This is a genomic window from Salinicola endophyticus (assembly GCF_040536835.1).
GTDB classification, from domain to species: domain Bacteria; phylum Pseudomonadota; class Gammaproteobacteria; order Pseudomonadales; family Halomonadaceae; genus Salinicola; species Salinicola endophyticus_A.
Map to the genome: position 1 here is coordinate 2,578,847 of NZ_CP159578.1, position 12,896 is coordinate 2,591,742.

Sequence of the window (12,896 nt, forward strand, 5' to 3'; positions counted from 1 at the left end):
CGTGCGCGGCGCGCCATTTCCCTGGCCGGCGAGAAGCTGCGACAATCCGCGCGTCGAGAGCGACGTGTTCGGGAAACGGGTGAGAGCCCCGTACTGCCCCCGCAACGGTAATCGTGTCAGACACCGGTGGACTTTCTAGGGTTTGTACGAAAAGTCAGCGAGCGAAGGCAAGACAAGGCAAAAATCGGCGAAAACGCGGAGTTTACGCAGTGTAAATGAGCATTTGAGCCGATTTTTAACGCAGTATTGCCGAGCGCAGGTAGTTTTCGTGCAAAGCCTACGTCCAGCCACTGTGAGCATCGGCGCCCTCCTTTGCGGCGCGCCATCCACTCATGGGAAGGCCCGGTGTCGGGTGATCGAAGATCACCGCGCGTGAGTCCGGAGACCGGCGTCGTTCTCTTCACTGGTTGATGCGGAGGGCTCAAACCAGTGACGACATCGCACGTCGGCCGCCCAGGAGGCGTTGGCCGGCGTATTTCGTCACGCCGTTCCCTCCCATCGCGTCATCGCAACACAAGGAACCGCCCGCAGCGCCACTGCGCCGCGCACGAGAACGGTTCCGATACGCGTTTGGGGATCATCTTTCATGGGTTACCGTCCTACCGCCATGGCCCACGGCGTCGCCATGGCCCTGCTGCTGCAAAGCCTCGGCGCCGCAGCCCAGCAGCTCGAAGACGTGCAGGTCACCGCCAACCGGCTGCCGCAGTCGCAGGCCGACGTGCTCGCCAGTACCACCATCATCGACCGCGCGGAGATCGAACGCAGCCAGGCCGACAGCGTGATCGACCTGCTGCAGAACCGCGCCGGCATCGAAATCACGCAGAACGGCGCACACGGCACCGTCACCAGCCTGTTCATGCGCGGCACCGAATCCGACCATACCCTGGTGCTGGTCGACGGCGTACGCATCAATGCCGCCACCAGCGGCGGCGCCAGCCTGGAGTTCCTGCCGGTCGAAGCGATCCAGCGCATCGAGATCGTGCGCGGCCCGCGCGCTGCCGCCTACGGCGCCGATGCCATCGGCGGCGTGATTCAGATCTTCACCCGGCGTGGCGGCGAAGGGACCCAGGCCGCCTTGTCGCTGCGTGCGGGCGACCAGCACACGCAGAAACAGAACCTGTTCGTCTCCACCGGCGATACCGCTACCCGCCTCAACGCCAGTCTGTTCCGGCGCGACGGCGACGGCTTCAACGCCCTTGCCAGCGACGCCAGCGGCGAGCGCGATGGCTTCAAGCGCGGCGGGGCTCAGCTAGGGCTGTCGCACCGCTTCGGCGCCAACGCCAGCCTGAGCCTGAATGCGCTGCGCCAGGATACCGACGCCGACTACGACGACTGCTACCCGCTCAATGCCAGCGCCGCCAGCAACGACTGCCGCACCGACGGCTATCTGCAGACCTTCGGCGGCCGCTACGATCTGGCCCTGGCCCCCGACTGGGACATGGCAATCACCGCCGGACACTTCGACGAGCGCCGCGAGGAGCGCTATGCCGGCGAGCGCTACAGCGTCACCGAATCGCACCGCAACGAGCTGGGCATCCAGCACAGCTTCACCCGCGCCAACGGCGTCGATACCCTGGGGGTGGACTACCGCCAGGAGCATGTCGACTTCGACTCGGCCAACCCGTTCACCGGGCGCTACGCCAAGGATAGCCGCGAGAACTACGGCCTCTACGGCATGCTGCAGCGCGAGTACGGGCGCCATGAGCTGAGCGGCTCGCTGCGCTACGACGACGATTCGCGCTTCGGCGACGAGACCACCGGCAGTGCCGGTTACGCCTACCGTCTGACACCGGCACAGCGCCTCGGGCTGGTCTACTCGACCGCGTTCAAGGCGCCCAACCTGATCGACCTCTACGGACCCTACGGCAGCAACCCCGACCTCGACGCCGAAACCTCGCGCAACCTGGAGGCGTTCTGGGCCATCGAGCATGACGCCTGGAATGCGCGCGTCAGCGCCTTCGAGAACCGGATCGACGATCTGATCGCCTTCGACCCGGCCTTCGTGCCCTACAACGTCGACCGCGCGCGTATCCGCGGTGTCGAGCTGAGCGGTGGTTGGCAATACGCCGGCCTCTCGCTGCGCGCCAGCCTGACCCATCAGGATCCGGAAGACCGCGACAGCGGCGAGCGGCTGAAGCGCCGAGCCAGAACCTTCGGCCGTCTGGACGCCGACTACGCCCTGGGCGACTGGCGCTACGGCGCCACCCTGCGCGCCGCCGGCGACCGCCGCGACACCCGCTACACCGCTCCTTACGGCGACACCACCGTCAGCGGCTACGGCATCGTGGATCTGCGCACGGCATGGCAGGTGACGCCGCAGGTCGAACTGTCGGCCAAGCTGGATAACGCCTTCGACCGCGACTACACCCTGGCCGAGGGCTACAACACCCAGGGCCGCTACGTCGAGGCCGGCGTCAAACTGACGCTGTAACTGTCCATCCCGATGGCGCCCTCATCCATTGGCGGCCAACGCCGGGTGAGGGTGTGCTGACGCCACGAGCGGCGCCATGCCTCCGCGACCGGCACTTTGCGTGGTGACGACCCCGTGATACTGTATGTTTGAACAGCACTCGATCACGGAGTCGTCATGTCGTCTCCCACCCCACCGCGCGATCCCTACGCCGCGTCACCGGGCCCGCTCAAGGGCCGCGGCGCGACCTTCAATCCGCATAACCGCTTTCAGCCGAGCCATACCGAAGCCTTCGACGATGGCTGGTGGCAGGAAGCGCTACCCCAGCGTATACCCACCCAGATCCAACACGAGACGCCGCGCAGCGCACTCTCCTGGAATCACTCCCCGGACCTGGGCTTCGACCGCTCGCTCAACCCCTATCGCGGCTGCGAGCACGGCTGCATCTACTGCTATGCCCGCCCCAGCCACGCCTACTGGGATCTCTCACCGGGCATCGACTTCGAGACCCGGCTGATCGCCAAGCAGGGGATGGCGGCGCGGCTGCGCGAGGAGCTGTGCAAGCCCGGCTACCGCTGCCAGCCGATCAACCTCTCCGGCAATACCGACTGCTACCAGCCGATCGAAGCCGAATACGGCACCACCCGCGAGCTGCTGACGCTGCTGCTCGAGTGCCGTCATCCGGTCACCCTGGTGACCAAGAGCGCCCTGATACTGCGAGATCGCGACCTGCTGGCCGCACTCGCCGAGCAGCGCTTGGTGCGCGTCTTCATCAGCCTCACTAGCCTGGACAACGAGCTCAAGCGCACGCTGGAGCCGCGCACCGCCTCGCCGGCGGCCCGGCTCAAGACACTGGGCGAGCTCGCTGCCGCGGGTATCCCGGTGGGCGCCCTGCTGGCGCCGGTGATTCCGGCGATCAACGACCACGAGATAGAGACACTGCTCGAACGCGCTGCCGAGGCCGGCGCTACCAGCGCCAGCTGGACCCTGTTGCGACTGCCGCGGGAGGTGGCCCCGCTGTTCGAGGCTTGGCTGGAAGCCCACTACCCCGAGCGCGCCGGCAAGGTGATGAGTCTGATCCGCCAGTCGCGTGGCGGCGCGAGCAACGACAGCCGCTTCGGCCACCGTATGCGCGGCGAGGGGATCTTCGTCGACATGATCGATCAGCGCTTTCGCCGGGCCGCCGGCCGCTTGGGCCTGCAGCGGCGCCCTGACCAGGGGCTCGACACCCGCCATTTTCGCCCGCCTCACCGCCAGCAGGATCTGTTCAGTTGAGCTTCTGCTCGAGCTACCATCGTGGCACGATAAGGGTTCCGCGTTCCTGAGAATCCGCGTTCTTAAGATTCCTTTAAGTCATGGCCTCGATCATGGCGACATTCGCATTCGATGGTCGCAAAAGATGTGCCATCGTTTGCCTTTTGCGCACTCTCCTTTCATAAAGGGCGGGTCTCCAGCGCACGGCCGGCGCGCCCTCTTGCCAGGAGCGGCAAGGGCGGCGTGGCGGAGCGTCCAATAAAAGTCCCATCGCCAGGAACTCAGCGTCAATGCATTCTCCACAGCTCTCGATTCTCATTCCCGCCAAGGACGAAGTCGGCAATCTGCCGGGGCTACTCGACGAAATCTCCCGTGCCCTGCAGGAGATAGCGCACGAAGTGATCGTGGTCGACGACGCCTCCAGCGACGGCTCCTGGGAGATGCTGACGCGCCGCGCTGCCGCCGATTCCCGCCTGCGCCCGCTGCGCCATGCGCGAAGCGCCGGCCAGAGCACCTCGGTGTGGCAGGCGGCCTGGGCCGCCCGCGGCACCTGGCTGGCGACCCTCGACGGCGACGGCCAGAATGACCCCGCCGACCTGCCGCGACTGTTCGAGCGCGCCTGCCGGGGCGACGTGGTGATGGTCGCCGGCCATCGCACCAATCGCCGTGACGACTGGCTCAAGCGAGTCTCGTCGAAGGTCGCCAACCGGGTTCGCTCGGCGCTGCTCAACGATGCCACCCCGGATACCGGCTGCGGGCTGAAGATCGTGCGCCGCGACGCCTTCCTCAACCTGCCCTACTTCGACCATATGCACCGTTTCCTGCCCGCCCTGGTGCGGGCCCAGGGCGGCGAGTGCGTGTCGCTGCCGGTCAACCACCGCCCGCGCGGCACCGGGGCCTCGCACTACGGTCTCAATAACCGCCTGTGGGTCGGTCTTGTCGACATGGTCGGGGTGATGTGGCTGCGCCGGCGCAGCCGCCTGCCGGCGGCGATCGAGCCGCTGGCAATGACCGAGCGCCCGGCCGCGACGGTGGCACCCGAACAGCTCGACGGGGAGGCCCGCGCATGAGTGCCGAGTGGATTTGGGTAGCGATCGGGTTCGTCGGTCAGGCGCTGTTTTCGGCGCGCTTCATCGTCCAGTGGCTGGCCAGCGAGCGCGCCCGGCGCAGTATCGTGCCGGTCGCCTTCTGGTTCTTCAGTCTGGGCGGCGGCGCCACGCTGCTCGCCTATGCCCTCTATCGCCGCGATCCGGTGTTCATTGCCGGCCAGGGCGCCGGGCTGATCATCTATGTCCGCAATCTGATGCTGATTCGCCGCGAGAAGCGCGAAAGCGCCGCACCCAGCCAATCCTCGTCCTGAGCGGATGCCCAAGACCATGCGATCTTTTCTCGACGACCCCACCCAGGCGCACTATCGGCGCGCCTGGCTGCTGCTGTTACTGCTGGCGATCGTGCTGCTGGGTATCGGTATCGGGCTGCGCGATCCCTGGCCCGCCGACGAGCCGCGCTTCGCCCTCAACGCGCTGGAGATGCTGCGTACCGGCCAGTTCTGGTTCCCCCATCGCGGCGGCGAGCTCTACCCCGACAAGCCCCCGGTATTCATGTGGGCCTCGGCACTCTCGATCTGGTTGACCGGCTCGGTACGCCTGGGTTTTCTGATTCCCACCGCACTCAGCGCCCTGGGGGCCCTACTGCTGGTGGTCGACCTCGGCCGGCGCCTGCATGGGCGGCGTGTCGCACTGCTGTCGGGCCTGGCCCTGCTGACTGCATTCCAGTTCGTGCTGCAGGCCAAGACCGCGCAGATCGACATGATGCTGACCTTCTTCACCACCCTGGGCGCCTACGGGCTGCTGCGCCACGCCCTGCTCGGCCCGGCCCGGCGCTGGTGGTTGATCGGCTGGGCGGCGATGGGTATCGGGGTGATCACCAAGGGCGTGGGTATCCTGCCGCTGGCGCTGCTGCCGGCATGGCTGTGGTTCGGCTATCGCGGCCGCGCGGTGCGCCTGAGCATCAAGGAACTGCTGCTGGGGCCGGGGGTGATGCTCGCCTGCATCGCCGCCTGGGCCATCCCCATGATGCTGATGGCCAGCTTCAGCGGCGACCCGGCGCTCGCCGCCTACCGCGACAATATCCTGTTCAAGCAGACCGGACAGCGCTACGCCGACTCCTGGACCCATCTGGAGCCGTGGTACTACTACGTCGTCAAAGTGCTGCCGTGGGCCTGGATGCCGCTGGTGCTGGCACTGCCGTGGGCGCTGCCGGCGTGGTGGCATCGCCTCAAGCGCAGCGATGCGCGGGTCTGGATGCCGCTCAGCGCGGTCGTCCTTATCGTGGTGTTCTTCTCGCTCTCGCCGGGCAAGCGCGGCGTCTACATGCTGCCCACGCTGCCGCTGCTGGTGATGGCGCTGGCGCCGCTGCTGCCCGGGCTGATCCGGCGTCGCGGCCTGCATCGCGCCGCCTTCGTGGTGCTGGCGCTGCTCGCCGGTCTACTGCTGCTCGCCGGGATGCTCGGCGCATTCGGTCTGCCGGCGCTGGCACGAGTGGCCGAGCGTCATCAGGTCGACCCCTGGGCGTGGTGGATCGTGATCGGCGCGCTGGGGGTCGGCCTGCTGGCCTGGACCCGCCCGGCGCGCGGGCTGTGGGCACTGGGCGGCTGGCTGGCGCTGTTCTGGCTCAGCTGGTCCACCTGGGGCTATGCGCTGCAGGATCACGCCCGCTCACCGCGCGACATGATGACCCAGGTTGCCGCGACCACCGGGCCCCAGGCGTGGCTGGCGCTGCCCGACTTCGACGAGGAGTTCCTGCTCCAGGCGCGCCAGCCCAGCGTCCAGTTCGGTGACAAGACCCAGGCCAGCCAGCAGTTCCAGCGCGCCTTCGCCTGGCTCAAGCAGGGCGATGACCGCTGGCTGTTCGCGATGGAGCGTCAAGCCAAGGACTATCCGTGTATCGCGCGCGATCAGATCACAGACATGGGTGTGCAGAACGGTGACGACTGGTGGCTGATCCCGGCTCGCGCCGCATCCCAGTGCCAGGGCGACCCCAACGCCGCCCCGCTGTTCGTCGCCCCCACCACCCTGCCCGACCCTGACGGCAAGGCCCCGCGCTTGTGAGCTCCGCTCCCCGGCCCGAGGGCCGGGGAAGCACTTTTCGTGTCCCAGACGTTCTCTCGTCGCAGTATCCCGAAGGATTGGCAGATCCGGCGATTTCTGAGAAAACGGAAGAAGGGAGTGACGTCTCTGCTCGGCCTAGCGCGCACCTCCTCGCCCATAGGGTTCAGCCTTCGATCTGAGTTGTTCCGACGTTATTCGCTTTTGCCCGAGAACCGATTCATGAGCCAGGTCACGATCCGCCACGCGACACCAGACGATGCTGCCGCGCTGACGCAACTCTACAGTCAGCCAGAAACTCAATCAGATACACTCCATCTGCCTTATCAGTCACCCACCCTTTGGCAACAACGGCTAACGGAGACGCGCCCCAGCCTTGTGATTCTGGTGGCCTGTATCGAGACCCGCGTGGTGGGGCAACTCACGCTGGACGGCTTCACCGTGGCGCGGCGCCGGCATGGCGCGACCATCGGCATGGGCGTCGATCCGGCATTTCATCGACGGGGCATTGGCAAGGCGCTGATGGCCGCCATGATCGACCTGTGTGATAACTGGCTGCAGATCACGCGAATTGAATTGACGGTGTTCGTCGATAATCACAAGGCGATTGGTCTCTACCAGCGGTTCGGTTTCGACATCGAGGGCACCGCCAAGCGCTACGCCATGCGTGATGGGGAAATGATCGATGCTTACTATATGGCTAGACTGAAAGACTGAATGGCGAATGCTCGCCGTCGACGTCATGCCATGGGGCGTTGCCACAACAGCCGCACTTCCAGGCCGCCCTCGGGCCGGTTGGACAGCCTCATAGTCAACTGCTGACGCTCGGCGATCTCGACCGCGATGGAGAGCCCCAGGCCGCTACCGCTGATGCGCTGGTCGGCGGCACGCTGGAAGCGCTGGGTCACCGCCTCGAGCAGCGCCTCGGGGATCCCCGGACCGCTATCGCGGATCGACAACCACGGCCGCCGGTCCGCAGTCTGGCCCATGGCCACTTCGACCCGCCCCCCCTCCGGGGTATAGCGCAGCGCATTGTCGAGCAGATTACGGATGAGAATGCCCAGCTCGGTGGCATTGCCCTCGATACTCAGCGCCGGGGTCTCGGCGATCTCCAGCGTCTGCTGCTGCGACTCCGCCAGCGGCCACAGTTCGGCGGCCAGATCGAGCACCAGCGCCGACAGTTCCACCGTCTCTGGCACCGCGCCCTGATCATCCAACTCCAGGCGCGCCAGCAGCAGCAGCTGTTCGACCACCCGCTGCAGCCGCTCGATCCCGTTGTAGGCCTTGTCCAGCGCGCTGGGTTCGCCGAAACGCGCGTTATCGAGATGAATCTTCAGCGCCGCCAGCGGCGTGCGCAGTTCGTGGGCCGCGTCCGCGGTGAAGCGGCGCTCGCGCTCCAGGGTCTGCCCCAGCCGGTCGATGAAGTCGTTGAGCGCGCCGCGTAGCGCCTGTAGCTCCTGGGGCACCGCGACCCGAATCGGGCGCAGGTCCTTTTCGTCACGCGCCTCGACCTGACGCGAGAGCTCCTCGATCGGCGCCAGGCCGCGCCGGATCAGACGCGCCATCAGCCACAACAGGATCGGCAGCGTCAGCAGCAGCGGCACGAAATTGCCCAGGGCGACCTTGTTGAACAGCTCGCTCTGGAAGGCATCGCGCAGGCCGATACTGAGCCAGCGTCCGCCTGCGATCGGCATGCTGAAGGTGCGCCAGCGATGCCCCTGATAGCTGACCCAGCGGTGGCCTTCGTGGCGGGGCGCAGGGAAGCTGGTGCCATCGGCATCGTCGTGCCAGCGCGCGCCCATCAGAATGGGCCGGCCGCTGTCGCTCCACACCCCCAGCGAGAGCATCTTCTCTTCGTGGTCGTAGAGCGCGGGCGCGGCCAGGTCGGTGAGCAGATTGCCGGTGCTGCCGTACCAGCGTGCGAAGTGGCCCGGCTGGGAGAGCTGCGCGGCGATCTTGGCGTACTCGTCCGAGGTGGTGCGCTCGGTCACCAGGCCGGCGACGATACGCCCCTGCAGACTCAGCTGAGCGTCGAAGATCTCTTCCATCTCGTGGCGGGTGACGAAGTAGGCCGCGGTCACCGCCAGCGACATCACCACCAGCAGCAGCGTGGCCAGCGCCCAATTCAGATAACGTCGAATCGAGGTCATGCCACGCGGCTGTCCAACCGATAGCCGATGCCGCGCACGGTGGTGATCAGCTGCTTGTCGAGCTTGCGCCGCAGGTGGTGCACATGCACCTCCAGCGCATTGGAGCCGACCTCTTCTCCCCAACCGTAGAGCAGGCTTTCGAGCTTGGGTCGGGCCATTACCTTGTCGCGATGGCGCGCCAGTTCGAGCAGCAGCGCGAACTCGCGACGGCCCAGGATGACGGGTTCGCCCTTCCAGGTGACTTCATGCCGGGATTCGTCGATGGAGAGCCGCCCGATGGTCAAGAGCTGAGTCGAACGTCCCTCGGCACGCCGGGTCACCACGCGCATACGGGCGAGTAGCTCCTGCAAATCGAAGGGCTTGAGCACGTAGTCGTCGGCGCCCGCATCGAGGCCCTCGATGCGCTGCTCGACGGCATCCCGGGCGGTCAGGATCAAAACAGGCAGCGCGGATTGACGGCGGATCTCCTTGAGCACCGCCAGACCATCGATATCCGGCAGGCCAAGATCGAGCACCACCAGCGAGAACGGCTCGATCTTGACTGCCTCCAGTGCCTCGCGCCCGCGGGTGAGCCAGTCCACGACGTAGCCTTCGCGAATCAGGGCCGTGCGAATGCCGTCCCCCAACAGCGGATCGTCCTCCACCAACAGTACGCGCATCGTCGTCGTCCACTTCCTTTTCGTTATCTGGCGAGCATTGTTCGCCCGGCGTGCCGTACGAACTCGTGCCGGCGAGCCGATGACCGACTCCAGGCAACGCTATCACGCGCTCATTGAGTCACACTCAGCTTAACGCTTCCTTAGCCTGCCGCTGACCCGGCACGCCTGACACCGTCCACGCCCCGGAACCTCTCGACAGTAATATTGCGTTAAGACTCAGCGTACACAGTAGCCGCCGAGTCAGGTAGAGAGCCCAGAGCCGTGATGACGACCTTGAAGAAAAGCCTAAGCCTCCCCGCCCTGTGCTGGGACGCTCGCTACCGCGATACGCTGGCCATCGCCCTGCTATGGACGCTGGCGGTCATCGGCGCGTTGTCGCGTCCGCTGATGCCGATCGACGAGACCCGCTACGTCTCGGTCGCCTGGGAGATGTGGCACGCCCACTCCTGGGTGCTGCCGTTGATGAACGCTGAGCCCTACTCGGACAAGCCGCCGCTGCTGTTCTGGCTGATCCAGGCCGGCTGGGGGGTGTTCGGCGTCAACGCCTGGTGGCCCAAGCTGATCGCGCCGCTGGCGGCGCTGGTGGCGATGCAGCACCTCTATCGCATCGCCCGGCGACTGGGCTATGCCGGCAGCCGCGCCCGCGTGGCACCGCTGGTGCTGATGGCGATGCTGATGTGGAACCTCTACAGCGGCGCGCTGATGTTCGACATCCTGCTCACCGCCTGCCTGCTGGGTGCGATCAGCCCGCTGGTGAGCGGCGCCCTGACGCCTCGGCGCGCGCTGCGCTGCGGCGTCTGGCTGGGCCTGGCCCTGCTCGCCAAGGGCCCGGCGGTGTTCGTCACTTTCGGCCCGATCCTGCTCGGCCTGCGCTGGTGGCGCGCCGAGCCGCTGGGTCCCGGCGGGCGCCGGCGCCTGCTGCTGGCCCTGGCCCTGGGCATCGCCATGCTCGCCGCCTGGGCCCTGAGCGCCGCCGTGATCGGTGGGCACGCCTACGCCCGCGAGCTGCTGTGGGGTCAGAGCGTCGATCGCCTGCACGACTCCATGGCCCATGCCCGGCCGCTGTGGTGGTATCTGCCGTGGCTGCCGGTACTGCTGTTCCCGTGGTCGCTGTGGCCGGCAGCCTGGCCGCGCCGGCCGCGCCAGCGTCACCAGCGGCTGATGTGGATCTGGGCGCTGGTGCCCTTCGTGCTGTTCTCGCTGATCAGCGGCAAGCAGATTCACTACTTGATGCCGCTGCTGCCGGCGCTGGCGCTGATGGTGATGGACCGGCTGGCGCAATCCGAGGACGAGCGCCCGCGCCGGGTGCGCGCGGTAGCCGCGGCGATCATCGCCCTGGGGGCGCTGGGGCTGGGCCTTACGCTGTTCGGCCATGGCGTGCTGGATGCCACCACGCTGTCGCTGTTCGGCAGCCTGGCGTTGATCGCCTGGGGGGCGATCGTGTGGCGCTGGCGACCCGCCAAGCGCAGTATCGCCGCCCGCGGGCTGGCGCTGGGCAGCGGCATCGCGCTGCTGATCCTGGCGCAGCTGATGCTGGCGCCGCTATGGCAGCGCTACGACGTGACCCGCCCCGGCGAGCTGATCGCCCAACTGCAACTGGAAGGCAGACCGGTGGCCTTCGACGGCAACTATCAGGCCACCTTCCAGTTCGCCGGCCGTCTGGCGCAGCCGCTGGCGACCCTCGGCTCGCCCCAGGATGCCTGCGCCCTGCATCAGGCCCACCCGGACGCCTGGATCGTCGGCCGCGAGCGTGACTGGCAGCGCTACATCGCCGACGTCAGCGCGGTGCACACCTTCGACTACCGCGGCGGCAAGCTCGATATCCTGCCCACCCGCGCACTCTTCCACGCCGGCCAGTCGGCGCTCTGCGGCAACACCACGCCGGCGCCTTGAGCGCCGGCATGGTCGGCCCCGTTCCTCAGGATCCTGCATGAAAATTCTCGTCACCGGCGCCGCCGGCTTCATCGGCTTTCATCTCACCCGGCGCCTCGCCGCCGAGGGTCATAGCGTCGTCGCGCTGGACAACCTGAACGACTATTACGCGGTGGCGCTCAAGCAGGCGCGCCTCGAACGCCTCGGCAAGGTGCCCTTCGTGCGCCAGGATATCGCCGACCTCGCCGCGCTGGATGCACTGTTCGCGCGGGAGCGCTTCACCCACGTGATGCACCTGGCGGCCCAGGCCGGGGTGCGCTACTCGGTCAGTCACCCGCACCAGTACGGCCACAGCAATCTCACCGGCTTTCTCAACCTGCTCGACGTGTGCCAGCGCCATGCGGTCGAGCATCTGCTCTACGCGTCTTCCAGCTCGGTCTACGGGCGCCAGCAGCGGCTGCCGTTCTGCGAGAGCGACACGGTCGATACCCCAGCGTCGCTCTACGCCGCGACCAAGCGCGCCAACGAGATGATGGCCTACAGCTATGCCGACCTGCATCGCCTGCCCGCCACCGGCCTGCGCTTCTTCACCGTCTACGGCCCCTGGGGGCGCCCGGATATGGCGCCCTGCCTGTTCGCCGAGCGCCTGCTGCGCGGTGACCCCATCGCGGTGTTCAACCATGGCCGCATGGCGCGGGATTTCACCTATATCGACGACATCGTCGAGAGCCTGGTGCGGCTGCTGCCACACGCCCCCGCCGGCGACACCGACGCACCGCACGCGCTCTACAACGTCGGCCGCGGCGACCCGGTGGCCCTGCTCGACTTCATCGACACCCTGGAAAGCGCCCTGGACGCCCGCGCACCGCGCGATTTCCAGCCGATGCAGCCGGGCGACATCGAACGCACCTGGGCCGACACCACACGCCTGCGCGAAGCCACCGGCCATGTGCCGCAGGTGCCGCTGGAGACCGGCATCGAGCGCTTCGCCGCCTGGTACCGCGAGCAGCGCCCGCTGATGCAGCAGGTGATGGAAGGCTGAGCCCCGCCGCGGCGGGCTCGTCGTCGCTGCGCGCATATCGTAGGATGAGCGCCCAGCCAGCAGCCAGAGCCCTGCGCATGTCGCTCAGCAAGACTCGCACCAGCTTCTATCGCCGTCTCTACGTCGCCTACCTGATCGACGCGGGGCTGGCCACCAGTGTCCCGGCGCTGGTGGCCGCCACCGGCATGCCGCGGCGCACCGCCCAGGACACCCTCGCCGCCCTGGGCGAGCTCGATATCCGCTGCGAGTTCGAGCAGACGCCCGGCGCACGCCACCTCAGCGGGCGCTACGTGATCCACGACTGGGGCCCGCTGTCGGCCGGGTGGATCGCCACCCACGCCGCCGCCCTGGCCCAGACCCTGGGCTATCCGCCGCCGCCGGCCACGCCCGCCGACTAACGCG

General features: G+C 67.4%; 11 protein-coding genes and 1 riboswitch. Of the genes, 9 read left to right on the forward strand and 2 right to left on the reverse strand.

Annotation, left to right across the window (positions count from 1 at the left end):
• Positions 1 to 29: 29 nt before the first annotated feature.
• Positions 30 to 147, forward strand: a riboswitch (cobalamin riboswitch).
• A gap of 439 nt (positions 148 to 586) precedes the next feature.
• From ABV408_RS11545 to ABV408_RS11570, 6 genes are all read left to right on the forward strand, one after another.
• On the forward strand, positions 587 to 2,431 hold the full coding sequence (locus ABV408_RS11545; protein WP_353979098.1) for a TonB-dependent receptor domain-containing protein: 1,845 nt from the start codon (positions 587 to 589) through the stop codon (positions 2,429 to 2,431).
• 156 nt (positions 2,432 to 2,587) lie between these two features.
• The gene (locus ABV408_RS11550; protein ID WP_353979099.1) at positions 2,588 to 3,685 is read left to right on the forward strand and encodes a PA0069 family radical SAM protein; all 1,098 of its coding nucleotides are present in this window, start codon (positions 2,588 to 2,590) and stop codon (positions 3,683 to 3,685) included.
• 269 nt (positions 3,686 to 3,954) lie between these two features.
• Positions 3,955 to 4,734: a glycosyltransferase family 2 protein gene (locus ABV408_RS11555; RefSeq protein ID WP_353979100.1), complete on the forward strand. Its 780-nt coding sequence runs from the start codon at positions 3,955 to 3,957 to the stop codon at positions 4,732 to 4,734.
• Positions 4,731 to 5,024 (forward strand): lipid-A-disaccharide synthase N-terminal domain-containing protein, encoded by a 294-nt coding sequence (locus ABV408_RS11560; RefSeq protein WP_353979101.1) that lies wholly within the window; start codon positions 4,731 to 4,733, stop codon positions 5,022 to 5,024. The genes ABV408_RS11555 and ABV408_RS11560 overlap by 4 nt, the downstream gene beginning before the upstream one ends.
• A gap of 16 nt (positions 5,025 to 5,040) precedes the next feature.
• Positions 5,041 to 6,774, forward strand: coding sequence for a glycosyltransferase family 39 protein (locus tag ABV408_RS11565; protein WP_353979102.1), 1,734 nt, complete (start codon positions 5,041 to 5,043; stop codon positions 6,772 to 6,774).
• 219 nt (positions 6,775 to 6,993) lie between these two features.
• Positions 6,994 to 7,488 (forward strand): GNAT family N-acetyltransferase, encoded by a 495-nt coding sequence (locus tag ABV408_RS11570; RefSeq protein ID WP_353979103.1) that lies wholly within the window; start codon positions 6,994 to 6,996, stop codon positions 7,486 to 7,488.
• A gap of 23 nt (positions 7,489 to 7,511) precedes the next feature.
• Here ABV408_RS11570 and ABV408_RS11575 read toward each other — a convergent pair whose 3' ends face one another.
• Together ABV408_RS11575 and ABV408_RS11580 are read right to left on the reverse strand one after the other, a co-directional pair.
• Positions 7,512 to 8,921: an ATP-binding protein gene (locus tag ABV408_RS11575; RefSeq protein ID WP_353979104.1), complete on the reverse strand. Its 1,410-nt coding sequence runs from the start codon at positions 8,919 to 8,921 to the stop codon at positions 7,512 to 7,514.
• Positions 8,918 to 9,580 (reverse strand): response regulator, encoded by a 663-nt coding sequence (locus tag ABV408_RS11580; protein WP_353979105.1) that lies wholly within the window; start codon positions 9,578 to 9,580, stop codon positions 8,918 to 8,920. The genes ABV408_RS11575 and ABV408_RS11580 overlap by 4 nt, the downstream gene beginning before the upstream one ends.
• Positions 9,581 to 9,844: 264 nt before the next feature.
• Between ABV408_RS11580 and ABV408_RS11585 the strand changes: the two genes are divergently transcribed.
• The 3 genes from ABV408_RS11585 to ABV408_RS11595 all read left to right on the forward strand — a co-directional run bounded on the left by ABV408_RS11585 (position 9,845) and on the right by ABV408_RS11595 (position 12,892).
• Positions 9,845 to 11,473 carry a glycosyltransferase family 39 protein gene (locus ABV408_RS11585; protein ID WP_353979106.1) on the forward strand — a complete coding sequence of 543 codons (1,629 nt, stop codon included), beginning with the start codon at positions 9,845 to 9,847 and terminating at the stop codon, positions 11,471 to 11,473.
• A 37-nt stretch (positions 11,474 to 11,510) separates the two neighbouring features.
• Positions 11,511 to 12,494 carry an SDR family NAD(P)-dependent oxidoreductase gene (locus ABV408_RS11590; protein ID WP_353979107.1) on the forward strand — a complete coding sequence of 328 codons (984 nt, stop codon included), beginning with the start codon at positions 11,511 to 11,513 and terminating at the stop codon, positions 12,492 to 12,494.
• Positions 12,495 to 12,571: 77 nt separating this feature from the next.
• Complete coding sequence (locus tag ABV408_RS11595) at positions 12,572 to 12,892, forward strand: winged helix-turn-helix domain-containing protein (protein ID WP_353979108.1); 321 nt, start codon at positions 12,572 to 12,574, stop codon at positions 12,890 to 12,892.
• The last annotated feature ends 4 nt before the right edge of the window (positions 12,893 to 12,896 follow it).

Bases quoted from the DNA above. Each gene is read 5' to 3' on its own strand.
- ABV408_RS11595 (WP_353979108.1), top strand. From the start codon at position 12,572: ATGTCGCTCAGCAAGACTCGCACCAGCTTCTATCGCCGTCTCTACGTC.
- ABV408_RS11570 (WP_353979103.1), top strand. From the start codon at position 6,994: ATGAGCCAGGTCACGATCCGCCACGCGACACCAGACGATGCTGCCGCG.
- ABV408_RS11560 (WP_353979101.1), top strand. From the start codon at position 4,731: ATGAGTGCCGAGTGGATTTGGGTAGCGATCGGGTTCGTCGGTCAGGCG.
- ABV408_RS11580 (WP_353979105.1), bottom strand. From the start codon at position 9,580: ATGCGCGTACTGTTGGTGGAGGACGATCCGCTGTTGGGGGACGGCATT.
- ABV408_RS11555 (WP_353979100.1), top strand. From the start codon at position 3,955: ATGCATTCTCCACAGCTCTCGATTCTCATTCCCGCCAAGGACGAAGTC.
- ABV408_RS11565 (WP_353979102.1), top strand. From the start codon at position 5,041: ATGCGATCTTTTCTCGACGACCCCACCCAGGCGCACTATCGGCGCGCC.
- ABV408_RS11575 (WP_353979104.1), bottom strand. From the start codon at position 8,921: ATGACCTCGATTCGACGTTATCTGAATTGGGCGCTGGCCACGCTGCTG.
- ABV408_RS11550 (WP_353979099.1), top strand. From the start codon at position 2,588: ATGTCGTCTCCCACCCCACCGCGCGATCCCTACGCCGCGTCACCGGGC.
- ABV408_RS11585 (WP_353979106.1), top strand. From the start codon at position 9,845: ATGACGACCTTGAAGAAAAGCCTAAGCCTCCCCGCCCTGTGCTGGGAC.
- ABV408_RS11545 (WP_353979098.1), top strand. From the start codon at position 587: ATGGGTTACCGTCCTACCGCCATGGCCCACGGCGTCGCCATGGCCCTG.
- ABV408_RS11590 (WP_353979107.1), top strand. From the start codon at position 11,511: ATGAAAATTCTCGTCACCGGCGCCGCCGGCTTCATCGGCTTTCATCTC.